Source organism: Deinococcus wulumuqiensis R12, assembly GCF_011067105.1.
Classification (GTDB): domain Bacteria; phylum Deinococcota; class Deinococci; order Deinococcales; family Deinococcaceae; genus Deinococcus; species Deinococcus wulumuqiensis.
In genome coordinates this window covers 50001-76560 of record NZ_CP049359.1, presented here as the reverse complement: position 1 = coordinate 76560, position 26560 = coordinate 50001, and the positions used below count along the sequence as shown (strand labels likewise).

At 62.3% G+C, this 26560-nt stretch carries 23 protein-coding genes and 4 pseudogenes (1 of these 27 running past the window's edge); 15 read left to right on the top strand and 12 right to left on the bottom strand.

The window, feature by feature from the left end:
• Nucleotides 1–3267: 3267 nt before the first annotated feature.
• The 4 genes from G6R31_RS16800 to G6R31_RS15555 all read right to left on the bottom strand — a co-directional run bounded on the left by G6R31_RS16800 (nucleotide 3268) and on the right by G6R31_RS15555 (nucleotide 6261).
• Complete coding sequence (locus G6R31_RS16800) at nucleotides 3268–3711, bottom strand: hypothetical protein (protein ID WP_192805547.1); 444 nt, start codon at nucleotides 3709–3711, stop codon at nucleotides 3268–3270.
• Nucleotides 3712–4022: 311 nt separating this feature from the next.
• Nucleotides 4023–4295 carry a hypothetical protein gene (locus G6R31_RS15565; protein ID WP_017871226.1) on the bottom strand — a complete coding sequence of 91 codons (273 nt, stop codon included), beginning with the start codon at nucleotides 4293–4295 and terminating at the stop codon, nucleotides 4023–4025.
• Nucleotides 4296–4483: 188 nt separating this feature from the next.
• Nucleotides 4484–5722 carry a S1C family serine protease gene (locus tag G6R31_RS15560; protein ID WP_225983293.1) on the bottom strand — a complete coding sequence of 413 codons (1239 nt, stop codon included), beginning with the start codon at nucleotides 5720–5722 and terminating at the stop codon, nucleotides 4484–4486.
• 119 nt (nucleotides 5723–5841) lie between these two features.
• A complete protein-coding gene (locus tag G6R31_RS15555; RefSeq protein WP_017871224.1) occupies nucleotides 5842–6261 on the bottom strand; it encodes a universal stress protein in 420 nt (139 codons plus the stop codon).
• Between the two features lie 188 nt (nucleotides 6262–6449).
• On the opposite strand from G6R31_RS15555, the gene G6R31_RS15550 reads away from it, so the two are divergent.
• The 8 genes and pseudogenes from G6R31_RS15550 to G6R31_RS15515 all read left to right on the top strand — a co-directional run bounded on the left by G6R31_RS15550 (nucleotide 6450) and on the right by G6R31_RS15515 (nucleotide 15021).
• The gene (locus tag G6R31_RS15550; protein WP_017871223.1) at nucleotides 6450–7493 is read left to right on the top strand and encodes an IS4 family transposase; all 1044 of its coding nucleotides are present in this window, start codon (nucleotides 6450–6452) and stop codon (nucleotides 7491–7493) included.
• Nucleotides 7494–7579: 86 nt separating this feature from the next.
• Nucleotides 7580–8144, top strand: a pseudogene (locus G6R31_RS15545) (Hsp20/alpha crystallin family protein).
• Nucleotides 8128–10983, top strand: a complete 2856-nt coding sequence (locus G6R31_RS15540) for an ATP-dependent Clp protease ATP-binding subunit (RefSeq protein ID WP_081608307.1) — start codon at nucleotides 8128–8130, stop codon at nucleotides 10981–10983. The pseudogene G6R31_RS15545 and the gene G6R31_RS15540 overlap by 17 nt, the downstream one beginning before the upstream one ends.
• A gap of 66 nt (nucleotides 10984–11049) precedes the next feature.
• Nucleotides 11050–11622 carry an HdeD family acid-resistance protein gene (locus G6R31_RS15535; protein ID WP_017871219.1) on the top strand — a complete coding sequence of 191 codons (573 nt, stop codon included), beginning with the start codon at nucleotides 11050–11052 and terminating at the stop codon, nucleotides 11620–11622.
• A 23-nt stretch (nucleotides 11623–11645) separates the two neighbouring features.
• Nucleotides 11646–12479 carry a PRC and DUF2382 domain-containing protein gene (locus tag G6R31_RS15530; RefSeq protein WP_017871218.1) on the top strand — a complete coding sequence of 278 codons (834 nt, stop codon included), beginning with the start codon at nucleotides 11646–11648 and terminating at the stop codon, nucleotides 12477–12479.
• Nucleotides 12479–13024 (top strand): hypothetical protein, encoded by a 546-nt coding sequence (locus G6R31_RS15525; protein ID WP_017871217.1) that lies wholly within the window; start codon nucleotides 12479–12481, stop codon nucleotides 13022–13024. The genes G6R31_RS15530 and G6R31_RS15525 overlap by 1 nt, the downstream gene beginning before the upstream one ends.
• Nucleotides 13025–13171: 147 nt before the next feature.
• Nucleotides 13172–13900, top strand: coding sequence for a hypothetical protein (locus G6R31_RS15520; RefSeq protein ID WP_025566931.1), 729 nt, complete (start codon nucleotides 13172–13174; stop codon nucleotides 13898–13900).
• 26 nt (nucleotides 13901–13926) lie between these two features.
• Nucleotides 13927–15021 (top strand): potassium channel family protein, encoded by a 1095-nt coding sequence (locus G6R31_RS15515; protein WP_017871215.1) that lies wholly within the window; start codon nucleotides 13927–13929, stop codon nucleotides 15019–15021.
• A gap of 54 nt (nucleotides 15022–15075) precedes the next feature.
• Here the strand turns inward: G6R31_RS15515 and G6R31_RS15510 are convergent, their stop codons facing one another.
• On the bottom strand, nucleotides 15076–15621 hold the full coding sequence (locus G6R31_RS15510; protein WP_225983294.1) for a tyrosine-type recombinase/integrase: 546 nt from the start codon (nucleotides 15619–15621) through the stop codon (nucleotides 15076–15078).
• Between the two features lie 183 nt (nucleotides 15622–15804).
• On the opposite strand from G6R31_RS15510, the pseudogene G6R31_RS15505 reads away from it, so the two are divergent.
• Nucleotides 15805–17982 (top strand): annotated as a pseudogene (locus tag G6R31_RS15505) (Tn3 family transposase); the annotation flags it as partial.
• Between the two features lie 186 nt (nucleotides 17983–18168).
• Here the strand turns inward: G6R31_RS15505 and G6R31_RS15500 are convergent.
• Nucleotides 18169–18789, bottom strand: a complete 621-nt coding sequence (locus tag G6R31_RS15500; RefSeq protein WP_017871212.1) for a hypothetical protein — start codon at nucleotides 18787–18789, stop codon at nucleotides 18169–18171.
• A 98-nt stretch (nucleotides 18790–18887) separates the two neighbouring features.
• Between G6R31_RS15500 and G6R31_RS15495 the strand changes: the two genes are divergently transcribed.
• Complete coding sequence (locus G6R31_RS15495; protein ID WP_081608306.1) at nucleotides 18888–19175, top strand: helix-turn-helix domain-containing protein; 288 nt, start codon at nucleotides 18888–18890, stop codon at nucleotides 19173–19175.
• Here G6R31_RS15495 and G6R31_RS15490 read toward each other — a convergent pair.
• From G6R31_RS15490 to G6R31_RS15475, 4 genes are read right to left on the bottom strand one after another with little or no spacing between them, the layout of a single operon-like run.
• On the bottom strand, nucleotides 19084–19503 hold the full coding sequence (locus tag G6R31_RS15490; protein ID WP_162531377.1) for a hypothetical protein: 420 nt from the start codon (nucleotides 19501–19503) through the stop codon (nucleotides 19084–19086). The genes G6R31_RS15495 and G6R31_RS15490 overlap by 92 nt on opposite strands.
• A 53-nt stretch (nucleotides 19504–19556) precedes the next feature.
• Nucleotides 19557–20123 carry a hypothetical protein gene (locus G6R31_RS15485; protein WP_017871210.1) on the bottom strand — a complete coding sequence of 189 codons (567 nt, stop codon included), beginning with the start codon at nucleotides 20121–20123 and terminating at the stop codon, nucleotides 19557–19559.
• Complete coding sequence (locus G6R31_RS15480; RefSeq protein ID WP_017871209.1) at nucleotides 20120–20428, bottom strand: hypothetical protein; 309 nt, start codon at nucleotides 20426–20428, stop codon at nucleotides 20120–20122. Before G6R31_RS15480 ends, G6R31_RS15485 begins: the two co-directional genes overlap by 4 nt.
• Complete coding sequence (locus G6R31_RS15475) at nucleotides 20425–21450, bottom strand: hypothetical protein (protein ID WP_152423722.1); 1026 nt, start codon at nucleotides 21448–21450, stop codon at nucleotides 20425–20427. Before G6R31_RS15475 ends, G6R31_RS15480 begins: the two co-directional genes overlap by 4 nt.
• 234 nt (nucleotides 21451–21684) lie before the next feature.
• Here G6R31_RS15475 and G6R31_RS15470 point away from each other — a divergent pair, with 234 nt between their 5' ends.
• The 3 genes and pseudogenes from G6R31_RS15470 to G6R31_RS15460 all read left to right on the top strand — a co-directional run bounded on the left by G6R31_RS15470 (nucleotide 21685) and on the right by G6R31_RS15460 (nucleotide 22653).
• A complete protein-coding gene (locus G6R31_RS15470; RefSeq protein ID WP_081608309.1) occupies nucleotides 21685–21864 on the top strand; it encodes a helix-turn-helix domain-containing protein in 180 nt (59 codons plus the stop codon).
• Nucleotides 21865–21980: 116 nt separating this feature from the next.
• A pseudogene (locus G6R31_RS15465) lies at nucleotides 21981–22367 on the top strand (type II toxin-antitoxin system RelE/ParE family toxin).
• Nucleotides 22348–22653, top strand: coding sequence for a helix-turn-helix domain-containing protein (locus G6R31_RS15460; protein WP_017871206.1), 306 nt, complete (start codon nucleotides 22348–22350; stop codon nucleotides 22651–22653). The pseudogene G6R31_RS15465 and the gene G6R31_RS15460 overlap by 20 nt, the downstream one beginning before the upstream one ends.
• Before the next feature lie 18 nt (nucleotides 22654–22671).
• On the opposite strand, the gene G6R31_RS15455 is transcribed toward G6R31_RS15460, so the two are convergent.
• Nucleotides 22672–22968, bottom strand: a complete 297-nt coding sequence (locus tag G6R31_RS15455; RefSeq protein ID WP_081608305.1) for a hypothetical protein — start codon at nucleotides 22966–22968, stop codon at nucleotides 22672–22674.
• Between the two features lie 255 nt (nucleotides 22969–23223).
• Between G6R31_RS15455 and G6R31_RS15450 the strand changes: the two genes are divergently transcribed.
• Nucleotides 23224–25032 (top strand): hypothetical protein, encoded by a 1809-nt coding sequence (locus tag G6R31_RS15450; protein WP_152423721.1) that lies wholly within the window; start codon nucleotides 23224–23226, stop codon nucleotides 25030–25032.
• Nucleotides 25033–25213: 181 nt separating this feature from the next.
• Nucleotides 25214–26326, top strand: a complete 1113-nt coding sequence (locus G6R31_RS15445; protein ID WP_164994031.1) for a bifunctional DNA primase/polymerase — start codon at nucleotides 25214–25216, stop codon at nucleotides 26324–26326.
• Here the strand turns inward: G6R31_RS15445 and G6R31_RS15440 are convergent.
• Nucleotides 26300–26560 (bottom strand): annotated as a pseudogene (locus G6R31_RS15440) (transposase) (its annotated part continues 588 nt past the right edge of the window); the annotation flags it as partial. The gene G6R31_RS15445 and the pseudogene G6R31_RS15440 sit on opposite strands and share 27 nt — an antisense overlap.

Below are 26560 nucleotides of genomic sequence, written 5' to 3'. Positions count from 1 at the left end.
GGCCTGGGTGGCTTCAGATTTTTGCCCAGTTCGGTCACCCGGCAGAGCTGGTCGGCCATCAAATTTCAGGGGCCAGCGGTCTGCCATCCGGTCACTTTTTGGAAGCGTAAGCGGGGGCGCTTAGGGTTACGCGAGAGAGGATTTCGGAGTCTGACCTTGCTCTTTTCAGTGACCCCTGGCTTCCAAAATTGGTCGGGCAGAGACCTTCTGTTCCTCTCCTTTTTCGGGTTCACGGCCCTCCGATTTGGACACTCGCCGGGGGTCGCCAGTGTGGATTTTGGAGAGGGTCACTGCCTGATTTTTGAGGGCGCATGGTGTCTGAGTTACCCCAGATTTTTGCCCTCTTCGGTCACTCGCTTGGGGTGGTCGGCCAGCAAATTTCAGGGGTCGTCGGCCTGCCTTCGCGTGACTTTTTGAAAGGGTAAGCGGCACCGCTTAGGGTTACAGGAGAGAGACTTTCGGGAGACTGACCCTGCCCTTTTCGGTGACCCCTGGCCTCCAAAATTGGTCGGGCAGAGACCTTCTGTTCCTCTCCTTTTTCGGGTTCACGGCCCTCCGATTTGGACACTCGCCGGGGGTCGCCAGTGTGGATTTTGGAGAGGGTCACTGCCTGATTTTTGAGGGCGCATGGTGTCTGAGTTACCCCAGATTTTTGCCCTCTTCGGTCACTCGCTTGGGGTGGTCGGCCAGCAAATTTCAGGGGTCGTCGGCCTGCCTTCGCGTGACTTTTTGAAAGGGTAAGCGGCACCGCTTAGGGTTACGCGAGAGAGGATTTCGGAGTCTGACCTTGCCCTTTTCGGTGACCGTCCGGCTTCAAAATTGGTCGGGCAAGGTCGTCTCAGGTCACTCCATTTTCGGGTTTTCGGCCCTCCGATTTGGACACTCGCCGGGGGTCGCCAGCCTGGGTTTTTGAGGGGATGACGGTCTGATTTTTTGGGACATGTGGTGTCTCGTTTGGGGTGGTCGGCCAGCAAATTTCAGGGGTCGTCGGCCTGCCTTCGCGTGACTTTGTGGAAGGGTAAGCGGGGCCGCTTAGGGTTACGCGAGGGGGGTCTTCCGATACCTGACCTGACCCTCTTCAAGCCCGGTCAGGGTGCCCCTGCTCCCTCCACTTTCGGCCTGTCGTCGGTGGTCGGCTGCCCTGCTTTTTGGTCTGTTGCCCCTGAATGTTCTGGGGCAGCGGGGACTGGATTCCCCAGATTTTTCCTGGCCTCAGTCGCTCGGCTTGAGGGGCCAGCGGCCTGCTCTCGGGTCATTTCTGGGAAGGGTCAGCGGCATCGCCTGGGGTTGAGTTCCGGTCACTTTCACTGCTCTCTTGGGCGCGTTTCCGGGGCACGGTTCAGTGATTTTCCTCCCCTGACAGGTCACCTTCGCCCGCCTGTTTTGCTGAGGTCAGGTGCGCTGGTCGGCCCTGGTCTACTGACCCTTCCCAGGGGTCAAGCGGGCCTGCTGGGAAGCTCCGGCCTCTGCTGCTGGCACCCGCTTCGGCGGTCACTTGGGCAAGGGTAAGCGAGTGCGCTTAGGGTTTCAGCGGGGACATCGAGCGGTAAACCTTGCGGATTTGGGTCACGCTTTGCCTGCCGGGTTGCCCGGTCTGGGCTGCGACTTCCCTCTGCTTTTGGCTTCTCGTTTCTCGTCTTTTGGGATGCTCGCCGGGGGTTGCTCGGCTGGATTTTTGAGCCGTTCTCCCTTCAGATTTCTGCCCAGTTCGGTCAGTCCTTTGGGGTGGTCGGCCAGTAGATTTCAGGGGTCGGCAGCCTGCTGTCCGGTGGCTCTTGGGAAGGGTAAGCGGCTGCGCTTAGGGTATCGAGAGAGGGACTTTCGGGAGACTGACCCTGCCCTTTTCGGTGACCGCTCACCTCCAAAATTGGTCGGGCAGAGACCTTCTGTTCCCCTCCATTTTCGGGTTCACGGCTCTCTGATTTGGTGATTCGCTGGGGGTTGGCAGTCTGGATTTTGGAGAGAGTCACCGCCTGATTTTCTTGCGGATTGGTGCCTGAGTTGCCCCGGATTTCTGCCCTCTCTGGTCACTCGCTTGGGGTGGTCGGCCACCAGATTTCAGGGGTCGGCTGCCTGCCTTCGAGTGACTTTTCAGAAGGGTAAGTGGCTCCGCTTAGGGTTACGCAAGAGGGAATTTCGGGGGTCTGACTCACTCTCTCCGGTGCCCGTTCGGCTTCAAATTTGGTCGGGCAGAGACCTGCTGTTCCCCTCCATTTTCGGGTTCCCGGTTCTCCGATTTGGACACTCGCTGGGGGTCACTCGTCTGGATTTTCAAGCCGTCGTCGCTCCAGATTTTTCTACTCTCCGGTCACTCTCCGGTCACCCGGCTTCGGTCATCGAACATCAAATTTCAGGCATCGTCGGTCTGCCTGCGGGTCACTTTTTGAAAGGGTAAGCGGCTGCGCTTAGGGTTACGGAAGGGGGAATTTCGGGGGCTGACTTCACCCTCGTTGGTGCCCGTTCGCCTTCAAAACTGGTCGGGCAAAGTCGTCTTTGCTCACTCCATTTTCGGACTCGCGGCCCTCCGATTTGGATGCTCGCCGGGGGGGGCCAGCCTGGATTTTGGAGAAGGTGTTGCTCTGATTTTTGGGGACATGTGGTGTCTCGGCTGGGGTGGTCGGCCACCAGATTTCAGGCATCGGCGGCCTCCCGCTCCGTCACTTTCCCAAAGGGTAAGCGGCTGCGCTTAGGGTTTCGGGAGAGGGGATTTCGGGGAGCTGAACCTGCCCTTTCCGGTGCCCGTCCGGCTTCAAATTTGGTGGGGCAAAGTCGTCTCGGTCTTCGCCATTTTCGGACTCGCGGCCTTCTGATTCCGTCACTCACCAGGGGTCATTCGCCTGGATTTTTGAGCCGTTCTCCCTTCAGATTTCTGCCCAGTTCGGTCAGTCCTTTGGGGTGGTCGGCCAGTAGATTTCAGGGGTCGGCGGCCTGCCTTCGAGTGACTTTTTGGAAGGGTAAGCGGCTGCGCTTAGGGTATCGAGAGAGGGAGTTTCGGGGGTCTGACCCTGCCCTGTGGCCGCCTGTCACCTTCAGGTGTGCCCACTCTTTCAGGGGCGTGTCCTGCGGGGCTTCCTGCGGCGCTTCCTGGGGCCGTGAGCTGAGGGGTGGCCTTGCACCCTGCCCTGCTTTGGCTGTGGCCTCCTGGGGGCTGACAGGCAGGGGAGAGGGGGATGTCGCTGGGCTGCCAGTCCGGCCAGCCGGAGACCACAAGCCGGGTGCCAAAAGAAAGTGACCCCCGAAGGGGCCACCCGGCTGACTGGTTGGGGTTCAGGAGTTGTTCTCAGCCTGCTTTGCCGCCAGTTCCTCGGCAGCACTCGCATACTGTGGCGGGCGGGGCGGGGTGGGCTGGTCGTGCTGCACCAGTCCACGGCTGTCTTGAAGGCTGTTCATGGCCTCATTGCGCGAGACACCGTTTTGCTGCATGTAGGTGGTGATGCGCTGTTCGTTCTCTTCGCGCCGCGAGGGCAGCATGCCTTTGCGCTGCATGTCCCACTCGGCGGTTTCACGCGAGATGTAGGGCGTGGTGTCGGCCCCGGTAGCAGGCGTGTTCAGCATCGTGTGGTAGCTGTCCACGGCGCGGCTATCCAGTGAGGCGCTGCTTGCCACTTCACTGCGGGCGGACAGCCACCCCGCTTCGGTATGCAGGGGGGCCGCCGTCTGGGCGTAAGGCATGCTGGCCGGAGCGGGAGCGGGCTGCGGTGCGGGGGCCACAGGGGCCGCAGGGGCGGGCGCAACAGGGGCGGCGGGAGCCGGAGTGGTAGCCGCAGGCGCGACAGGGGCAGGCGCGACAGTGGCAGCCGGAGCTGGGGCCGCAGGGGCGGGGGCGACAGGAGCTGGGGCTGCCTGTGCCTGACCAACGGTTCCCGCGCTTTGCATTCCACCAACGGGCTGGCTGGTGGTGCTGCTGGCGGCCACGGCCACCGGGCTTGCGCCAGCGTCCACGGTTCCCACGGCACGCGCAGCGCTCATGTCCACACTGCCGTCCGGGTTGTAGGCGGCGACTTCCAGACCTGCGGTGCCGTTTATCCCTTGATACGCTGCTCTGCCTTCCCAAGCCCAAACAAGCTGTCCAGTCTTCGGGCCAAACCCTCCAGCTCAGGGCTTGGTAGTTTGGGTGGCTCCAGATGATCCTGCAAGGTACGCCAGGCTTCGTAAGCCAGTCGGTAAGGCTGGGCCGACAGAAAAGCTTCCTTCAGCTCTGGCTTGAGTTGCTCTAAGGGCGGACAACCCAACTCACCGCGATGCAAAATGGCCCAGGCCGTTTGCAGGATTTCCTGGTCATCGACGCGTTCCACCAGCTTGGCACCCTGTTCACGCAGTACGGGGTCACGCTAGCAGCGGCGCGAAAACAAACGCTAAGCGGAGGGGCGCGGGATTTCCGGGCAGAGCCAGGACACTTCGATTCACCCGAGCGCCCTGTGAGCTGCCCGTCGCGTTCGCCGCAGCAGCAGGTCGTCGAGTGGCGCACCTCCCACTCGCACCTTCAAGAAAGGGTCAGTTTCCGCTGTAACGTCTGCCCGTCCCGCCTCAGTGTCAGGATCACCTCGTCCCCCGATTGCTTGCCCAGCAGCACGCCCTGCAAGTCCTGAACCGTCGAGACCTCCTGCCCATCGACCGCCGTGATGATGTCACCCCCCAGGCGGATGTCGCCATCCGGGAAGCGCTGCGAGCGCGGTCCTCCCCGCAGGCCTGCGGCGGCGGCGGGCGTGCCCGGCTCCACGGACTGCACCAGGACGCCCTGCTCGGGCAACCCCAGGGCCTCCCGTGCCGATGGCGTCAGGGCCTGTAAGTTCACGCTCACGATGCCGATGCGCGGCACGGTGATCTCCTCGCCTGCCCGCAGGCGCGGCAGGAGGCTTTTCACAACGTTGACCGGAATGGCGAACCCCACCCCGGCGTTCTGGCCCACGCCGGTCACGGCACCCGCGGGGGACAGAATCTGGGTGTTCACGCCCACCACCTCGCCCCGGCTGTTGACCAGTGGACCGCCCGAGTTGCCGGGGTTGATCGCCGCGTCGGTCTGGACCGAGTTCTGCGGGATGGACTCGACGCCCATGGGAATGACCCGCTTCACGGCGGAGATGATGCCCTGCGTGACGGTGAACTCCAGACCGAAGGGCGCGCCCAGGGCAATCGCCTTTTCGCCCACCAGCAGACGGTCGCTGTCCCCCAGCCTCATGGGCTCCAGGTCGGCGGGCACCGCTTCGGCCCGCAACAGGGCCAGGTCGTACGCCGGGGCAGTCCCCACCACGGACGCCGGGTAGTCCCGCTCGTTCTGGTGCAGCCTGATCCGGATGTCGGTCGCGTCCTGAATCACGTGGTAATTGGTGAGGATGTGACCTTCCCGGTCAATCAGGAAACCGGAACCGCTGCCGGTCGGCCCCTCCTGGTCCTCGGGGGCGGCGTCCGGGGCCAGGGGGGACTCGCTGAACAGCGCTCCTCCTCCAGACTGATCGAAGCGCGTGACGAACACCACGCCGTCCTGCGTGTCCTTCACCACGTCGATGGTGTTCTGGTCGTACTCCAGGCGACCCTGGTCTGGGCTGGCCGTCTGACCCGCAGGTCCAGAGGGTGAACTGGAATCGCGGGCCGCCCCGCCCGGCGCGGTGTTGGTGGTCGCCGTTCGCGAGGTTGAGGAGGTGGTCTGCGTGCGGCTCTCCGTCGGGTCGGTGCAGCCTGCGAGGAGCAGCAGCAGCGTCAGGATGGGCATTGCTGTTTTCATCGTGTTCCTCCGGTCATAGAAGCGCTGCGGGCAGGCTCTGGATGACGTTCGGATCGCCCCTTTGTAGCGCCTGCATGCCTCCGGAGTCGATCGATTCAAACGCGTCCGTAACCCAGTCCTCACCGCACGACGAGGAGCGGGACCTCCGCGCGGCGCAGCAGCGTTTCGGTGACGCTGCCCAGCAGGATGCGGTCCATGCCACGGTACCCATGGGTGCCGACCACCAGCAGGTCCACGCCGTGCGCCGCCTCGGTGAGCACCTCGATTGGACGGCCCCTCAGGGTCTGAACCCTCCCCTGCACGCCCGCCTCCCCGATGAGTGTCTGCGCCGTCTGCTGCGCCTGCCGGGCATTCTGCTCCAGCATCTCCCGGACGTAGTCGGGATTCAGTCCCGCCCACTGAACGAAGCCGCTGACCGGCGGCTCCTCGATCACAGTCACGACCTCCAGCTCGGCGCCTGCCGCCTTCCCGAGCGTTATGGCCTGCTTCAAGGCGCGCTGGCTGGGCTCACTTCCGTCAAAGGCCACCACGAATCGCATCCGTCCTCCTCCCTGACCAGTCAGGTTCAGCAAGCAGGGTAAGCCTCTCCCAGCACTCCGGGGCTTCACACGGCCTTGGGTCTTTTCTGCATACCCATGAGCCTCAGTACCCGACAGTTTCCGGCAGGGCTTGAAAAAGTTCGGCTGACACGCGAGAACTGGACGCGTCTCCCGATGTCCTGGCCAAGTTGACCCGCTGCTTCACCGCGCACTTCCCGGAGTTCCGCAAGAACCAGGTCGAGCTGCTCTCCCTCATGGTCCTCGCCCTCCTTAGGGGCAAGGACGTCCGGCATGCTGAACTCGCCGCGCGCTTCCCCGGAAGCGCGCACACCGCCTCCGTCATCCGGCGGGTGGAACGCTTCTTCGACCGTCATCCTCTTCGGCCAGCTGATGTCGCCCGGGTCGTTCTGACGCTCCTTCCCGCCGCGCAGCCACGCGAATTTATCCTTGACCGGACCAACTGGAAGTATGGGCAGACGGACGTGAACGTCTTGTTGCTGGCCGTCATTTGGCGGGACGTCGCCATCCCCCTGCTCTACGAGTTGCTGCCCCATGGGGGCAGCAGCGACACCGAGATTCGGCACACCCTGATGGACGATGCCCTGTGCCTGCTGTCCGCCGCTGACATCCGGGTGCTGTATGCCGACCGCGAATTCGTCGGCTACGACTGGGTTCAGGGTCTGGCTCGCCGTGGGATCCCCATCTGCGTGCGGTTGCGGCGCGACACGCTCCTGGACGACTGGACAGCGCAGGACTGGTTGAGCCGAGTGCAGACCGGCCAGGCCGGTCTGCAGGTCGAGGACACGGTGGTCTACGGGCAACCGATGAACGTTGTCCTGACGTACACGCAAGACGGTGAGGCCTTGATCATCGCCAGCAACGCAGGGGCGGTGACCACGATCCAATCCCGTTACCGTCGGAGATTCCTGATCGAGTGTCTGTTCAGAGCCCTAAAAAGCAAGGGGTTCCACCTGGAGGGGACGCACATGACGCTCCACGATCACGTGGAGCGCCTGCTGTGCCTGTTGACGTTGACCTACACGTGGTCTGTACTGGTTGGGTTCACCCTGGAATGCCCGAAGAAGGCACATGGTCGCCGGGCATGGAGTGTGGTGAAGATGGGCTTACGGGAACTGGTGCGGGCGTTCAGCCGGGAGTCAGCATGCCTCTGCAACTTGATCACCCTGTTGATGCCGTCCCATACGCCTCCCCCAGAAACTGTCGGGTACTGAGCCCATGAGAATACGGTGGCTTCCCGTTTACACGAGTGCCACCCGCAGGATTTGATTGCTTGTTACAGTTGCGGCAGAGGTGGAATATGTTGCGATTTGATCCGTTTCGGGAGATCGAGGAACTTCAGCAACGTTTCGACCGTGCCTTGGGGGGAGGCACGCGGGGGAGCGACCAGAACTTCTTCTCCCCGGTGGTGGACATCCACGAGGACGAGCGGGGCCTGGAGATCGACCTTGACCTGCCGGGCATCTCACCCGAGAACATCCGGGTCGAGGCCGAGAACAACACCATCACCATCCAGGGTGAGCGCCGCTACGAGGGGCCGCACGGCCCACCGCACCGAGCGGATCCACGGAACCTTCGTCCGCACCTTCAACATTCCCCCGCGTTACGACCTGAGCCGGATCGAGGCGAATTACGAGAACGGTGCGTTGGCGCTCCGCGTTCCCAGGCGTGAGCAGGCCATGCGCCGCGCCATTCCCATCCGAACAAGCGGCAGCACCCAGCCACAGACGCTGGAGGCCGGGGGCACCGCAGCGGACGCCGGTCAGGGACAGGAGACCCAGACCGGGCAGAACAGACAGGCAACCAGCAAAGTTGAGCCGTACCTCGTCCCCCGAAAGGTAGGTTTCCATGACCTCTGGATCTAGACCCCTATGCGACCTCTGCGGTAGTCGCCCCGCCACCGTCCGCGCGACCGTCTCCCAAAACGGCCGCCGCCAGACCCTCAACCTCTGCGATGTGGATTACCAGCGGCTCCAGCGGCAGAGCGGGCGCGCCTCCCCCTTCGAGTCCCTGTTCCGGGGCGGCAGCCTCTTCGACGACTTCTTCGGCGACAGCACCCCCTACGGCCATCGGGGGGGTGGGGGAGATGATGGGTTCTTCGACGATGACGTTGTCCCCGCCTCTTCCCGTTCCCGCCGCAACCGCGAGGAGGTCAACCTCGCCGACCACATGAGCGAGCAGACCCAGCGCCTGATCGCGGACGCGGTGCGCAAGGCCGCCGAATTGGGCCAGCGGCAGGTGGACACCGAACACCTGCTGTATGCCCTGACTGGCAGCGACGTGGTGCGCGCCGTACTGGAACAGTTCCGGCTGAACCCGGACGACCTCATAACCCACATCGATCAGAACGCCCCGAAGGGCACGGGCGGCGCGAACGAGGACCTGGAGGACGTGGGCGTGTCGCCCCGGGTCAAGAGCGCCCTGGAGCGCGCCTTTGCCGCCTCCCGCGAGTTGGGGCACAACTACGTCGGCCCCGAACACCTGCTGATCGGCCTGGCGGAAGAAGGTGAGGGCTTCGCCGCCCGCACCCTGCGCCAGTACGGCCTCACCCCCCAGGCGGTGCGGCAGCAGGTCGTGAAGGTGATCGGGCGCGGCGCCGAGGAAGGCCGGGTGGAACGCCCCACGAACACCCCCAACCTCGACAAGTACAGCCGCGACCTCTCGGCCCTGGCGCGGCAGGGCAAGCTCGACCCGGTGATCGGCCGCGCGCAGGAGATCGAGACGACCATCGAGGTGCTCGCCCGGCGCAAGAAGAACAACCCCGTCCTGATCGGCGAGCCGGGCGTGGGTAAGACCGCCATCGTGGAGGGCCTCGCGCAGCGCATCGTGAACGGCGAGGTGCCCGACGTTCTGCGCGACAAGCGGCTGGTCGAACTCAGCGTCAATACGCTGGTGGCCGGGTCGCAGTACCGGGGGCAGTTCGAGGAGCGCGTCCAGCAGGTGCTCGACGAGGTGCGCGCGCAGCAGGACAGCATCGTCCTCTTTATCGACGAGATCCACACCATCGTCGGCGCCGGGCAGGGCGGCGGAGAGGGCGGCCTGGACATAGCGAACACCTTCAAACCGGCCCTGGCACGCGGCGAACTGAACCTGATCGGTGCGACCACCCTCAACGAGTACCAGAAGCACATCGAGAAGGACGCGGCGCTGGAGCGGCGCTTTCAGCCGGTGTTCGTGCCCGAACCGACCGTCGAGCAGACCATCACCATCCTGCGCGGGCTGCGCGACCGCTTCGAGGCGCACCACAAGGTGACCATCGACGACTCGGCGGTCGTCGCGGCGGCAGAACTCTCGGACCGTTACATCACCGGGCGGTTCCTGCCGGACAAGGCCATCGACCTGATCGACCAGGCGGCGGCGCGGGTGCGCATCTCGTCCACCTCCCGCCCGGCGGCGGTGCAGGAGATGGAGGCGGAGCTGCACGGTCTCAGACGCGAGCGCGACTACGCCACCTCGCGCAAACGCTACGACCAGGCGCAGGACTTCGAGGGGCAGATCAAGGCGCGGGAGCAGGAACTCGCAGGCGCGACCGACCAGTGGCGGCAGCAGGTGGGCACCGGGAACGTGGATGTCCGTGCCGAGCACATCGCGCAGGTGGTCTCCAAGCTTACCGGCATCCCGGTGCAGGAACTCACCACCGAGGAACGCCAGCGGCTGCTGCAACTGGAACAGCGGCTCCACGAGCGGGTAGTCGGGCAGGACCAGGCGGTGAAGGCCGTCAGTGACGCTGTGCGTCTTGCCCGCGCGGGCCTACAACAGGGCCGCCGTCCCATCGCCACGCTTCTCTTCCTGGGGCCGACGGGCGTAGGCAAAACCGAACTCGCCAAAGCCCTGGCGGCCACCGTTTTCGGGGACGAGGACGCGATGGTCCGCATCGACATGAGCGAGTACATGGAGCGCCACGCCGTCTCGCGGCTGGTGGGGGCTCCTCCCGGGTACGTCGGCTACGAGGAGGGCGGGCAGCTCACCGAGCGCGTGCGCCGCCGCCCCTACAGCGTGGTGCTGCTCGACGAGATCGAGAAGGCGCACCCGGACGTATACAACATCCTGCTCCAGGTCTTCGACGACGGGCGCCTGACAGACAACAAGGGCCGGGTGGTGGACTTCACGAACACCATCATCATCGCCACGAGCAACCTCGGTTCGGACCTCATCCAGCGTGACATGGAGCTGCACGGGGCGGCGGGCACGAACGACCGGGTGCGGCACGACCTGATGAACGTGCTGCGCGGGCACTTCCGGCCCGAGTTCATCAACCGCATCGACGAGATCATCGTGTTCCACGCACTGGGCCGCGAGAACATCCGCAGCATCGTGGAGCTGCAACTGGAGCTGGTAAAACGCACGGCCCACGGGCAGGGCATCACGCTGGTGTTCGACGACAGCCTGCTCGACTACCTGGGAGGCGCGGGTTACCGACCGGAGTTCGGCGCCCGTGAGTTGCGCCGCCTGATCCGCAGTGAGCTGGAAACGCGGCTGGCGACCGCCATGCTGGGAGGCGAGTTCACTGAGGGCGACACCGTGCTCGCGCGGTACGACACCCAGGCGCGCCGGGTGATGTTCGAGAAACAGACGCCCGCAGGAGACGGCGGCAGCCAGGACAACGCGGAGAACGTGGATGTGCAGGACGACCCAGCCGCCGTGAACGCGCCCGGGATCAGCGCAGATGAGGGGGCCGGTCAGCGCCCGGATCACCAGGCCTAACCCGGGACCCTGGGTGGGTACGGCCTAAGGAACGTGCCCACCCTCCCTAACCCAGGAGGGGAAGGCATGGAAACACTTCAAGGTGCTGTATCGACCAACACGTCGTCCCTCGCCGGGGTGTGGTGGGCAGTGGCCCTGCGCGGGTTGCTCGCGTTGCTCTTCGGCATCGCCACGCTGGTTGTCCCTGGACTCGCGCTAACCACGCTGGCCCTGCTGTTCGGCGCCTACGCCCTGCTCGATGGAGTGGCTGCCATCGCGTCCGGGCTACGGGGGCACCGGGGCCGCTGGCCACTGTTGCTGCTCGGTCTGCTCGGGGTGGGGGCAGGCATCATGACGTTCCTCAACCCGGCCATCACCGCTCTGGCCCTCCTCGCCCTGATCGCCTGGTGGGCGGTCCTCACCGGCATCCTGGAGATCGTGGCGGCGATCCGCTTCAGACGGACCATTCCGGGCGCGTGGGAGTGGCTGATCGCCCTGAGCGGCCTGCTTTCCGTCGCGCTGGGCGTGCTGATGCTGCTGTCCCCTACCGCCGGAGTGCTGACCGTGGAGACGTGGATCGCCGCCTACGCCCTGATCGCCGGGGTCACGCTGCTGGTCCTCGGCTTCCAGCTCAGGGGACAGGCCAGCCGACGGATGTAAGAACTTTTCCTTCAGGAGGTTATGTGCCACGACTGATCCCCCTGTCCAGACTGGGCAACACCCAGTCCAACTACTCCGCCGAGGCGGGCAGCTTCATGGGCAAGCCCGCCGTGGGCACAAACGACATCCCCATCGGCACGGTGCGCGACGTGCTGGTGGACGCTGACAACGGCCGCCTGCGGTACTTCGTGGTGAATATCGGCCGCCACGCCTCCGAGGAGGACGTGCTGGTGCCGGTCGGGATGGCCCGGGTGGAGGACGACGCCGTGTTCTTCGGGAACCTCACGCTGGATCAGGCCCGCCAGCTTCAGCATTACCGCCCGGAGGCCGACGTGACCCTGGAGTCGCAGCTTCGTGACGAGAGCGTGCTGCGCGGCACAACCTATCAGGCGCCGACGGATACCAACGCACACTTCGACTACCGCGACCAGGACGCGGGCGACACTCTCTTCAAAACGCCGCAGCGCCTGGTGCTGCTGGAAGAGCGTGTAATCGTCGAGAAGCACTGGGAGAAGGTCGGCGAGGTGGTGATCAGCAAGCACGTCGAGACCCACCCCGAGCAGGTGGACGTGAGCCTGGCGCGCGAGGAGGTGGTGATCGAGCGCCACCCGGTAGCAAGTCCTCAGCCGGTGCAGGGAACCACATTGGGGTCAGGTGGCGAGACTGTCCACGTTGACCTGGAGGCCGAGCGGGCGAAGGTGCAGAAGCAGGCCTACGTAACCGAGGAGGTCGAGGTCCGGAAAGAGATCGTGACGGAGGTGGAGACGTTCACGGTGCCCGTGCGCCGCGAAGTGCTGGACGTGGAGCCCGCCGGGGCCATGGATGTGGCCGTAACCCGTGACGAAGGCGGCCAGTGATGACTCGGCACGCCTCTGGGAAAGCCGAGCGCCTGCTGGTCGAGTTAGAGGTCTCTGCGGGCCGCCAGGAAGAAGCGATGCGGGACCTGGAGGTGCGGGTGCGGCGGGTGGCCCACCTGGAGAGACGGGCGCGCACGGAGCGTAACGTCTGGCGTTCTGCCGCACTACTGCTCGGCGGCGTGTTCCTCCTGGCTCGTCAGCCTCGCGTACGGCAGGGCATCCTTGACCTGGCCGGGCGGTATAACCCGGCCACCCGCGACCGCTTGCTGCGGATGGGGCACCGGATACGCATGATTATCGGTGAAGTATGGATCGAGCGGCTGGACGAATCCGGGGCCCCCGTACATCCGGCTGCCTGGTCCGTCACGGCGGAGACGGGGCAACCGGTCGTTGCGGGGGGGGACGACACGGTGTCTGCGGAAGATCTGCCGCTCCCGCCCGAGGACACCGCGCAACATGGGGAGGACAGCCTGGACGAGGCCGTGGAGGAGAGCTTTCCGACCAGTGACCCGCCCGCCCTGCATTCGCGTCGCACACGGGACTGAGCAGACCGCCGAACCGACCCGGCAGGGGAAGACGCCATCTGCGGGTAGCCTGGGGCGTATGAACGCACGTAGAGATAACGGAGTTTCTCGGAGCAGACAGGGGCGGGGTCTTCGTTGGGGATCAATCCTTAACGGTCGGGGCGGGGCGTGATCCTCGTCTCAACGCTGGCCGCGTTCGCGCTCGCCCTAATTCACATGTTCGTCGGGAGAATGCGCTTTGTGCGGGCGGTGCCCCGGCAATGGTGGCTCTCCTTCTCGGGCGGTGTGGCCGTCACGTACGTGTTTCTGTTGTTGCTTCCCAAGCTCGAAGGCGGCCAGCCGCTGCTCGCCAAACTGTTCGAGGGTCTGCTCGCTAACCTCGAACACCATGCTTACCTCGTCGCCCTACTGGGCCTGCTGACCTTCTTCGGCCTCGAACGCCTCGCTGTCGGCTCCCGCCTTGCCCGAGGGGGTCACGGGGCGAACGATGTGACGAGCGCGCCCGTGTTCGGCGTGACCATGACGTTACACGCGCTGTACAACGTCCTGATCGGCTACCTGCTGGTGGACGACCGCCGCAACGTGCAGGGCGTCTTGCTCTTTGCCGTGGCGATGGGGCTGCACCTCTTCGTCAACGGGTACGCACTCTACGGGCACCATAAGGGGAGCTACGAGCGCACGGGACGCTGGGTATTGGCCCTCTCGCTGCTGGTGGGGTGGCTGCTCGGCATTCTGGAGGACCTGCCCAAGCTGGTGACGGCCGCACTCACGGCCTTTCTGTCGGGCGGGGTGCTGATGAACGTGTTCCGGGAGGAATTGCCCGCCACCCACGAGAGCCGCTTCCGGCCCTTCCTGCTCGGCGCAGGCCTCTACGGCGCGTTGCTGCTCTTGCTTTGAGAGAAAGGCGCCTGCCAGGATAGGGCGTGCTCTGGCTCCTCCTGCTCGTTGGCGTGGTCCTCCTGGCCGTGATGTGCCTCGACGTGTACGCGACCGTCTTTGTCCCGACCGGGCAACCCGGGCCGGTGGCGGGCCGTCTCTACCACCTGACTTGGCGGCTGTGGCACCGCCGCTTCGGGGACGGCTCGGCACGCTCACGGCGCCAGCTTGCCCAGCTTGGCCCGCTGCTCGTGCCCTTCACGGTGCTGGTGTGGGCGGCGCTGCTGTGGCTGGGCTTCACACTGGTGTTCCTGCCGTGGTCCCCTGCCGAATCCGGATTTCCGGGATGGTTCACCGCCCTGTACGTGAGCGGATATAGCGTCACCACCCTGGGCACGGGGGACATCACGCCGAGTGGGAGGTGGCCCCGTGCCCTGATGGTCCTGGCGGCGGCCAGCGGCTTTGTCCTCATCAGCGTCGCGGTGACGTACCTGCTCTCAGTGTACGGGGCACTCGCACGCATGACGGCCCTGGCGTTCGAGATTCACCGCTTCGTGGGACGCGACGACGGCCTCGTCCCGGCGGACGTGCTGGTGACAGTCGCCCGCGCGGACGCGGCCTCCGAGCTGAGCGACTGGCTGGCAAGCACCGCGTCGTCTCTGGCGGAGGTGGTGCAGGCAGACGACGAGTTCCCGCTACTGCACTACTTCCACTTCCCCGACGAGCGGGCCCTGCCGGTGGCCCTCTCGGATCTGCTGGAGGTCGTGACCCTGTGCCGCACGGTGCTGTCGCCTGCGGCGTTCCCGGCGCTGACCGGGGGACTGGTGATTGCGGGAACGGAGCGGATAGCGCGCAGCTACTTCACGGCGCTCGTGCGCAAGTTCGAGGGCCAACCCGTGGACGGAGAACGGCTGATGCAGGAACGCCGGGCCGCTTTTGACACCGCTTGGCAGACCCTGAGCCTGGCGGGGGTGCCGCTGCGGGCACGGGAGGAGGCGTGGGCGCGCTACGACTGGGAACGCCGGACGTGGGACGAGGCGAGTGCCCGGCTGCGGGCCGGATTTGGGTATCCAGCCTTTGAGAACGGCGGGCCGCACCCGGAGGCGAGGGAAGGGTGGTCCGCGTTTCCCAGGTCACGGTGAGGCCAGCCCTCTGAGGGGCGGACGCTCCTGGACCATCGGTCCGACCAGGGCCGGTCAACGCCGACCCCGACGCCAGCGGCGCACTTCCGCGTCGGCTGTCCCGTCGCTGACCTCGGCATAGCGCAGGGTGGTCTGGATATGCTGGTGCCCCAGCCGCTTGCGGATGGTCGCCAGGCTCACGCCCCCGTTGACCAGTTCCGTCGCGTGGCTGTGCCGGAGTTGGTGGAGCGAACAGGTGACCCCGGCCCGCCCTGCATACCCCTGCCAGCGTTCCTGCACGCTCTGGTAGCTCAGCGGCCCGCCGCGCCCGTTCTTGGTTGCCTGGAAGAGGGGACCGTGGGCGTAGCCGAGCGTCCGCAGATAGCGCCGCAAGGCGTTCACCAGCTTGGGATCGTCGAGCAGCACCGTCCGCTTCCGGTGGCCTTTCCCCAGTACGGTCAGGTGTTCGTCGCCCCGGGTCAGGTCAAGGTCCTGAACGTGAGCCCCTAACGCCTCCCCAATGCGCAGTCCCGTCTCGAAGACCAACCGGAACAGCAGGGCGTCCCGGGCCTGCTCTGCCGGAATGACTGCGAAGATGCGCTCGATCTCCTCCCGGCGCAAGCCCCTCGGGTGAGCGGGCGGCAGGCTAGGGCGCTCCAGGTGCAGGGTGGGATCGCGGTCCAGCAGTTCGTGTTGCAGCGCCCAGCGACAGAAGCGTTCCAGCGTCGTCTGCTTGCGGTTGCGGGTTGAGGCCGCCCACTGCGGGTAGGCGGCGAAGTAAGCGGCGAGGCTCCTGGAGTCGAGCTCGCCTCCCTGCTCGCCTTCGCGCAGTATCTGGAGCGCCGCGCCACAGATGACGCGCTGGACCTCCTCGACCTCCTGCTCTCCGGTCTCGCCCTTCAGGGCGAGAAGACCCGGCGTGAACTGCGGCTGCGGACATTGCGGGACCTGGATCAGGCGGCGCTGAAGTTGCGGGAGGTCACGCTGGTTCTCCTGGACCAGGAGGTCTCGGATGAGCAGGTCCGCCGGGTGGCGTTCGGCCTGGTGGACGAGGCGGCGCTGCGGGCAGCGGCGACGACTGTGGGTGAGATGGCGAGTGGGGATGATGGTCCCGACCCGGAGGCGTGGCTCAGCGGCTATCACACCGTTCGCCGGTTCCTGCCCACGCTGCTGAGGACGTTGACCTTCGACAGCACCCCAGCGGGGAGACCCGTCGTGGAGGGCCTCCGGTTTCTGGCCTCCCTGGAGGGGAGGCGCCAGCCCAGCCTCAAGGGCGCACCGCAGGCCGTGATACCCAGGGCGTGGCGGGTGCGGGTGTTGCCGAAACGCGGTGAGGTGGATCGGCCCGCCTACACCCTCTGCGTGTTACAGGGCCTTCAACGGGCGTTGAGGCGGCGCGAGGTGTTTGTCGCTCGTAGTGAACGGTACGGCGACCCCCGCTCGCAGCTCCTGCGGGGAGACGAGTGGCAGGCGGTGAAGGATGACGTCTGCCGGGGGCTCGGCCGCTCGCACGACCCGGAGGTCGAATTAACGCTCCTGGGTGCGGAATTGGACCTGGCGTACCGCCAAGTGGCCCAGCGTCTCCCGGAGAACACCTTCGTCCGGTTGGAGCGGATCGGTGATCACGACCGCCTGAGCGTGTCCCCACTGGAGGCCCAGCCGGACAACCCCGGCCTGGTGCAGCTTCGTTTGCTGGTCACGGCGCCCCTGCCGAACATCGACCTGCCTGAACTCCTGCTGGAGGAACACGCCCGAACCGGGTTTCTGGACGCCTTTACGCACGTGAGCGAGGGTGATACGCGGATGGGTGGCCTGGCCGTCAGCATGTGCGCCGTCCTGGTCGCTCAGGCGTGCAATATCGGCCTCAAAGCCGTATCACGCCCGCATGTCTCAGCACTCACCCTCTCGCGTCTGTCGTGGGTACAGCAGAACTACCTGCGAAACGAGACCATCGTGGCGGCTAACGCCCGCCTCGTGCAGGCCCAGTCCCTGATTCCCCTGGTGCAGGCCTGGGGAGGCGGGGAGGTGGCCTCGGCGGATGGATTGCGCTTCGTCGTCCCCGTGAAGACGATCAACGCCCGTCCGAACTCCAGATACTTCGGCACCGAGCGCGGCATCACCTACTACAACTTCACGTCAGACCAGTTCTCGGGCTTCTACGGCATCACCGTGCCGGGGACGCTCCGCGACTCGCTGCTGATCCTGGCGGGGTTGCTGGAGCAGAAGACCCACCTCGACCCCCGGGAGATCATGAGCGACACGGCCGGGTCGAGCGACGCCGTGTTCGGCCTGTTCTACCTGCTGGGGTACCGCTTCAGCCCGAGATTGGCTGACCTCGCCGATCTGCGGTACTGGCGGCTCGACCGCGAGGCGGACTATGGAGCGCTGCAAGACCTCTCGCGACACCGGATCGACGCACGCCTCATCGCCCGCCACTGGGACGATCTGCTCCGGCTGGCGGGGTCCTTGAAGCTGGGCAAGGTGAGGGCGTTGGACGTGATGCGCACCCTGGGCCGCAGTGCCTCGCTGGGTCGGGCGCTCGCGGAACTCGGCCGGATCGAGAAGACGTTGTTCCTGCTGCACTTTGTGGACGACGAGGCGTACCGGCGGCGGATTCTGGTGCAGCTCGACCGGGGGGAGGGGCGCCACAACGTGGCGCGCTGGGTCTTCCACGGGCGGCGGGGGGAAGTGCGGCAAAAATACCGGGAAGGCCAGGAGGATCAACTCAGCGCGTTGGGGTTGGTGGTGAACGCGGTCGTGCTGTGGAACACCCGCTATCTGGACGCGATCCTGAACCACCTGCAAGTGTCGGGAGCAACCATGTTGCCGGAGAATGTGGCGCGGCTCTCTCCGCTGCTGTTCGAGCATGTCAATGTGCTGGGGCGGTACCACTTCGAGCTGTCGCCCTTGCTGGCGCAGGGTGCGCTGCGGCCCTTCGCGGACCCGTCCCGGCCTGGCGAGGGAGAGTGGCTGGAGGCTTAGCGTTTATTTCCGCGCGGCTACTGGCGTGACCCCAGTACCCGCTGCATCACGAAATCCTCTTCGACCACGACCATAGGAAAATGATAGTTTTCAGGCATAAGCAGAATCTGAGCATCTGTCTGTAGACAAATACCCAGACTGGAAATTTGCGCTGCTGTCGTACGTTCTAGGACAGTCGCCTTGGATTTACTTGCTGGGGAAAGCGAACTTCGGGTAGACCGTCAGGGAGTGGTTCACGAGGTCAACCGTCACGCGCTCCCAGTTGGTGGGCTTGTTCGCCTTTACGTACACGTCAATGGTTTTGGTCTTTTTGGAGAAGTTGATTGGCCCACCGCCCTTGCCCGGCCAGAACAGCGGCTGGAGCTTGCCACCATCAATGCGGATACCCACGGCTGTTCCCGCCATCTCTGTGGGGATAACAGCCTTGGCCGAGTAGGTCGCGTCCAGGCTACCCAGTTCCAGGTCTACAGATAGCCCGTCGTAGCCGAAGAGTCCGGGAGTGCGGCCCGCCAGCGTGATGCCACTGCCTATCCGCATCGGGGTCGTGAGATAACCCAAGACTTCATTTTTGCTGGCCTTAATGACAAAAGTGTTGCCCTTCTTGGTGAAGGTGACGCCGCACATCACCACCGGCTTGGTCTGCTCCCAGAGATTCGTCTGGACTTTCTTCGGTGCAGCGGGAAACTCGGCTTTCGTCTGATAGACCAGCGTCCGCAGGCTGACCAGTACGAGCGTGCCGCAATCGGGGGTCGCGGCAGCCGCTGTAGAAATCCAGCTTAAAGCGAGCAAATAGAGCATCCTCTTCATTCTTTCCTCCAGCAGGTTCTGTTTCAGCAGAAACGTACTTATCGTTATCACACTTATCGTAACTGTACGCATAGTGATGATGCAAGCAGGCTGAGGGGATGCCCACAGAGCCGCGTCCAGTCAGCCCTTCCCGACTTCTTTTCGCCAACAGGGTTCGCCAGGAGCGCAAGGCACGGGGTTGGACGCAGGAAGACCTGGGAGAGAGGTGTGACCTGAGCTGGAATTACATCGGTCAGGTCGAGCGCGGAACCCGCAATATCAGTGTGGACAATATGGACGCTATAGCGCAGGCGTTTAACCTGCACCTGGCCGATTTACTTCTGCCAGGTGCAAGTGTCCGTGCTGAAACTGAGATTGCAGAAGAAAAAGCGCCACCTCACGAGTGAACTGATTGAAGAGCTGCTGTACCGCTGGGCTGTCGCTGCTGACAGCGACAACGGTCTGGCTCTCCCCAAACTCCAGCTCAAACTCGACCGTGTGTTCGGGTAAGCCAAGTCCCCGATTTGGTGGCTGCATCAAAAAAAGCTGCGTCCTGCGATAACCGTCGTATTCCCAGGCTTGTCCGGTCGCCGGATGGATCAGGCGTGGAATGACGGTTTCCGACGCCTGGAGAAACGCTGCACGTTGCAACGGGAAAGTCACCGTCTGCCTCGCCGGAACACGCCGTGCCACAGGGGGCGCGAATGGACGTTCGCTTTCTACATCCAAAGACATCGTCTCCTCCAATAACGTACTTATAGTGATGTTATATCCGCCAGAGATGGTCTTCAAGGGTGGCGGGGGAGCTGAAAGAGTTGTTTTTTCACGGGCAGCCTGAACGGCTGCCCCTCACGCTCGCTCCACGCTTCGACGACCAGGCGATCTTCAGCCATGCCCACCGTGAGCAGCACGGAACTGGCTGAAACCAGGGCCTCCCGCCGCGCTGCGTGCCATGTCTCCTCTGTCCAGCCCGCGTCCGGCTGCCGTCCATCTGCTGGCATCACCCAGTTCCCCACCCAGTCGAGCGGCAAGGCGGTGACCTGCAACACCGCATCCAAGGCTCCCAGAAGGTATTCGGGCTGCACTGCGAAAGGGTGCTGGTAAAGGTGATTACTTGGCAGGATGACCTCAATGGATAACATCCCCTCGACCTGAAATCCCAGCAGCGTACCCCCCCGGAGTTGTCCGGCTCCCCGCTGCTGCTGGGCCAGCATCCGGGTCACCACTACGGATAGGGCCACTTCTTCAACAGGGACGTAATCCCCGTTGAACACTTCCAGCGTGCGAAAGGGCATTGTCAGACCCAGAAAGCGCCGCTGCGCCCGGTTAATCGGCTCGGGGACACCTTCATTCATGCGGCACCATCCGCTAGGAGTCGCTTTTCCTCACGCTCAGCCAACAGGCGCAGCGCTATCAGCGCTGCTGTCGCACAGCCCGACAGTTGCCAGTCCATCTGCCCACCCAGAGGCCGCTGGGCCGGGTGCTGGAGTTCAAAGTCAATATCGGTGCAGAGGTAGGGGTAGTCACCTTCGGTGATTTGCCAGTCCACGGCTTCATCGGTGATGACCTGACCCGCACGGGCGAGCAGGGTGGGGAGGAAATCCGGGTACACCTGATGCCAGCGGTACAGGCCGCGACTGATGGCAATGGTGGCCCTCATGCCCGTACCTCTAGGGGCCGAATCGCCCGGATGTCATCAGAGTTGATGAGGATGCGGGCTGAGCCATTTTGCTCGTCCCAGAGGTCAATGTGGCGGTCAGTGATGGCTTCGATGGCATAGCGCTCACGGCGGTACAGCACAACTTGGCCGACTCCAAAATCAGGCAAAGGTTCGGAAAGTTTGGGGGACTTGACTGCCGAGCGTGAACGGTACGCTTCTGCTTTGCCCAAGACCTTGGGCAAAAGAGTGTCCAAACCAAACTTCTTGGCTTTCCAGAAGTCGTCAGCAGCGACTTCTTTGACTGCGTCTGTGAGCAGCTCAACAGCTCTTTCCCCGTCGCCATCGCAATCTGCCAGCAGCACCGTCATGGCCTTGCGGCGATGGGTACTCAGGCCCACTGCTTCAGGGAGGTCGCCTCTGTTCGTGTTCCAAATGCTGAGGAGCTTGGGCAGCGCCTCTGCCCTCACAGGTGGCGAAGGCTGCACATCGTCCCTGACCCGCTCTGAGACAGTCTTCTTCTCTTTTTGTTCTTCTCTCTTAAAAGAAGAGGAATGTGGCAGGGTCGGCCTGAGGGCTGGTGGTTGGCTTCCACTGGTGACTGGTTGAGGCTGCTCGCGGTGGCAAGACATAGCCTGAGCCGCTGGCACGGTCACAGGCTCGGCGTCTGGTGGCCGCAGAGTGGCAAGGCGCGTACTGATACCTTCCGGTAGCACGCGGTAGAAGTTGCGAGCAGGCAGGCCCATTTTCTTGACTTCCACCATTCCAGCGCAGTCACGGACGCAGCGCCGTACCTGCTCTGGTGAAAGGCAAAGGTCAGAGCGCCACTGTGCGTGACTACGTTCAAACCAACCTTCGGGATCGTCGCTCTGCTCGGAGAGGTAGCAGCACTGAGCCAGAAACGTCGCAGCGGTGCAATCAGGTAACAGGTGGATGAAGGTCATTGGCACGGCAACAACGGGCTGACGGCCCAGGGCAGACGTGACCAGCGAGGCTGCGAGGGTCTGGCGTTGGAGGCCGCTCATCAGCTGGCTCCACCAGTTTTGTAGGTAGAGGTAGTAACAGTAGACTTCACGGGAAGCCTCCTTCAATTGGTTTCCCAAAAAGCTCCCCCAGCTCCGCTAAAAGTCAGGCGGAGCTTCTTGGTATCTTGAATGTAAAACATTGGGATTGACTTGTCAAACAGAGAGATTTACCATTGATAGCGTAAGGAGGTGAGGGATATAGAGGCCGAATTGAAGAACCAAATAGAGGATGCGATGCGCCGAAGTGGGAAAACTCAGGCGGATTTCGCGGCTCATAAAGGTGTATCCCGGCAGTCCGTCAATCCTTATTTCAACGGAAAGCGCAGTCTATTTACTGAGACAGGGCGCGAGCTATTGGACTTTCTTGGCCTCCGCATCAGGCTTGAACCCATTGACCCTCCAGAGAGAAAGTGACTCTCCCCTTGCTATCTCAGCCGTCTTGCAGCCTCCTAAAAACCCCGCCCGTGACCTGACCCTGTGGACAAAACAGATATAATGCTTTTCAAGGCATATTCTCTAGGGGGAATACTTTGGCAGATTCAGCACAGTGGGAGGTGGAATACACCGACGAACTGGAAGCGTGGTAGGAAGCCCTCACTGAGGATGAACAAGACGCCATTGCCGCTGTGGTCTGCCTCCTCCAGGACGATGGGCCAAATCTGAAGTTCCCGCACAGCAGCGGCATCTCCACTTCCCGGCACTCGCACATGCGGGAACTCAGGATTCAGCACGCTGGGCGACCCTACCGAATTCTGTACGCCTTCGACCCGCTCCGAAACGCCATTTTATTGATTGGTGGCGACAAAACAGGACAGGGCCGCTGGTACGAGACTTACGTTCCCACCGCCGATGACCTGTACGACATTCACCTAGAGGTTCTTGAAAAGGAGGCCCAGGATGGCAAAAAAGTGGAGTGACCTCAAAGCCCAGATGTCCCCCGAGCGTCAGGCCCGCATTGACGCCCGTACAGAAGCCCTACAGCTAGAGATGGACTTGGCCGAACTGCGTAGAACCCGTGACCTGACCCAATCCGCTGTGGCCGAAGTGCTGGAAAAAGAGCAGGCCGCCATCTCCAAAATTGAGGGCAGAGAAGACATGTTCCTAAGTACCCTGCGCGAGTATGTCCGGGCACTCGGGGGTGAACTGAAGCTCATCGCCTCCTTCCCTGACGCTGAAATTCAGATTCACCCCTCTCGCCGCTGAGTCCTCCTGTGGCAAACGCTACTGGAATCCCCTCACTCCTTCCAACTCAGTAAGCACTCGCAAAGCAATCAATGCTGCCGTCACGCAGCCTGATAGTTGCCAGTCCACTTGCCCTCCTAAAGGCCGCTGTGCCGGGTGCTGTAACTCGAAGTCAATATCCTGACAGAGGTAGGGGTGTTCACTTTCCACAACCTCCCAATCCACCTGCTCGTCTGTGATGACCTGCCCAGCACGGGCCAGAACAGTCGGTAGAAAATCAGGGTAGACCAGGTGCCAGCGGTGCAAACTCGGACTAATCACAACTGTAGCTTTCATCTTGTTGCCTCATCATGCGGGACTCTTATAAGCATAGATTCCTCCAGTGAAGTCGTGAGGTGGAGTTACAACGGCAAGACATGCCCTATCAATTAAGAAGGGTGCATATTTCGATATTCGGAGTAACTCTTGAGAACGGATATGCCTTCTGGGAAGACCCCGTTCACCTCTATGTGCAGTTTAGGGTTCCGAAAAATGCATAGCAAGCAAAATCAGCCCCTGACTTTTTAGCGGCTTAAATTCATACCATAGGCGGTGGCAGGAGTGTCCAAAGGAAGTCAGCAAGCAGTTGGGAAAAGTGAGATACGCATAGGCTCTGTCATCGTCTACAACGAGCCACCTCCCCCCTTCCCCTCTGTTGCGGCGCAGGCCGAAGCCGTCGCAGATTTCCTATTCGAGCGTCACAAATATGAGGTTTGGAACATAGAGTACGACCCGATTGACAAGCTAAGACAGCTTGAAGAATTTAGGCAGGGCAACCTGTCAATCCTCTACAAGCAGTACACAGTGGATGAACTCAGAGCCTCAAGGCCCGATATTGCTGTCCTCTACAAAGATGCTGACAACGAGCTACTCCTTCCAGTAGAGGAGCAGCTCAAGCTTGGCTTCCTAAACGCAATTGCTCAAAAGTGGGCAATCGAGAATTCGCAGTCCATCTCTTGGTCAACTTGGGACAAAGTCCGGCAGCAGCTTAAAATAAAACAGGGTTCTGCTAAGAAAGTTATAGAGATGCAGCATCCAAAAGGCCCACTACCCGCAACCCTGCGAGCCGAGGCTGCTGCAAGAGTGGCCGTCGTAGATTTTGATGGTGAAGTAGAAAAATCCCAGATAGACGCTCTTACTAAAGTCATTCTGAGAGAGATGTTCCGGCTATCACGCATTGCCTTACCAGTGCAGGCAGAAAATCCCATCCAGCTTCCAGAACGTGTACCGAGCTGGACGTGGCAACATGGGCTTGCAGAAATCTGTCCTTCATGGTGGGAAATAGAACAGCAGGTCATTAGCAACAGAAGATACGAAAGGATTGCCATCGCTACGCATCCCATTGCGGACACAATGCGGAGGTTTCTTATCACTCCTGGCGTAGAGTTAGAAGAAATAAGGCGAAGCCCGGACACAAACTCTGAACTGCAACTTATTTCGCGGGTCGAGCCAAGTCAGCCGGTACAGACTGCTGCTTTGCAACTCACGTCTAATCCCGAGGAAACATTGTCAAAGATGACGAACGACTTGCTTGCGATGAAGGAAGAGGGTGCAGCACTTCTTAAGATTCATCTTGACTTGACTGACCAAGCCTACCGCATTGGGGGAGCACAGCCACTTCTGAGATATGACCTGCGCGACGCAGCAGACCGACTGGGTTACAAGAAAATAGACAGTCGCGGTGCCTATGACCGTGGCACCCTCAGAGAGATTTACCGCCGCGTACTCATGCTGCAAAGCTGCCTTATCCAAGCTTACGAAATTAAAAAGTCTAAGCGAGAAAAACTTATTGGTCGTGTTCCCTACTGGAAGGTTGAAGCCTTCGAGGAGCTGAATGCCGGGGACGCCCTTGACGCCTACCAAGTTCTCCTGACGGACAACAACGCACCGATTTATACCTCGCTCGTCTTGCAACCCGGCCTCTGGTGGCAGACCACACAGATGGCTAAGTATCGCCAGTACATTCCCAGTGGCATTCTGCGGCTTGATACCAGCGGCAAGGGAAATGAGGTCAACCGAATTGCCCTGAAACTGGCTGCGAGCCTTTCTATCTGGGAGAGAATCAATGCTGAGCGGCACGGCGGTTCCACCCTGAATACCCGAGTCGCAGACCTCCTTGAACGGGCCAATATCATCACCCCCGGCGAGTTCAAGCGACTCGGGTCAAACGCTCAGCGTGTCCGCAATTACCTCACTGAAGCGATGGAGGTACTCCGTCAGCATGGCGATTTTAACCTCACAGTGCAGGATTTAGACGACTACAACGCTATGGGCCGGGGGTGGCATGACCGCTTCCTGGCTGCAAAGGTGAGCTTAGGCATCCGCAAGCTGGAAAAAACGCAGAGGCTTCAGGAGGGGTGAGTGCAGGGCCATTGAGTAGTTTGTGCAGGGCCATTGAGTAGTTTGTGCAGGGCCATTGAGTAGTTTGTGTGGGTTTTTTGCCCACCCAGACGGCAAGTCGCCAGACTAATAAGTTAACGAATTAAAGAGTTAAGGCCGGGGTGCACCGCTGCCGCGACACCCCGCCTGAAAGAATGTCCGCATGCCCGCCCCCTCTGCGAACTCCCTCCTGGCTGCGGCCCTGTCATATCTCGAGCTGGGCTGGAGCATCCTTCCAGTCAACAGCGGCGGGAAGTGGGATAAGCGGCCTCATCAGGCGCTTAAAGATACGGGACATACCCAGCTTATCGATGGTGAAACGAAAGCCGCCTGGAAGCTCCTGCAAACAGAGCGTCCAACGCAGGAACAGGTCAAAAAATGGTTCGCAAGGGAGGTAGGAAAAGGGGTTGCACTCGTCACTGGTGCGATAAGTGGCATTGTGGTTCTTGACTTTGATGGGGAGCAGGGCGTTGCCCTCATGAAGGCGCTTGGCCTCAATCCCCACGCGAGGACAGGCAGCGGCGGCTATCACGTCTACCTCAAGCATCCTGGCTTTTCCGTTCAGACGCTTAACAGCAAGGCCAAGCACGAACTCGGGGAACGCTGGCCGGGTCTGGACATCCGGGCGGACGGTGGCTACGCCATCCTGCCACCCAGCAGGAATAATTCTGGCCCCTATCAACAACTGCGCTCCTTTGACGACCTGGACGACGTGGCTGTCCTCCCTGAAGAGCTGGCGGCCTACCTCGGTCTGATACAAGTTCAGCGCCCAGTAACTTCACCCGCACCCAGTCGCCCGGTGAGACAGCACTTTGTTCCTTCTGGCAATAGGGTTCCGGCAGAACTAATCCTTGAACGCGCCCTGCGGCATGTTCAGGGTGAAGGAAGGAACAATGCTGGGATGTGGCTGGCTTGCCAGTTGCGGGACAATGGGTATAGCGAGATCGAGTCGGGAGCCGTTATGGGTAATTACGTCGCTCAGGTGCCTGCCACCAACGCAAAGGGGCAGCATGAGCCTTATACCGTTGCGGAGGCCCACGCTACACTTCGGAGCGCTTACAGTCAGCCTGCTCGCAGACCGTGGGAACAATCAGATTCGTTCACCGCAGGCGATGCGGGGTTACCCGCCGACAGTGCGGTTCAAGCATCAGCACCATCCAATGATTTGCCTGATGTGGGAACGGTTTATGTCGTCCCGAGCAACATCAAGAAAAGAGTGACTCCCTATTTGACAATGGTTCGTGCAGTTTTAGGCGGCTTTGAGGCCGAAATTTAGCGGACTGGACGGCAGATGTTCTAATTCTTCAAAGCGGGCCGAGAGATCCAACTTGGACAAAATCACTTGGGCCAGCAGGGCGTTATACGCCCTGCGTTTCATGTCTTCGAGACTGAACACCAGATTCTGTCCGCCCTCTGCTGCTCGCAGGGCCTCAAGGCGACAGAGGTTCAGGGTCAGCAAGACCACGTTCCAATGCGCCCCAATGCCTGGCTGTGACCGCAATTGCACATC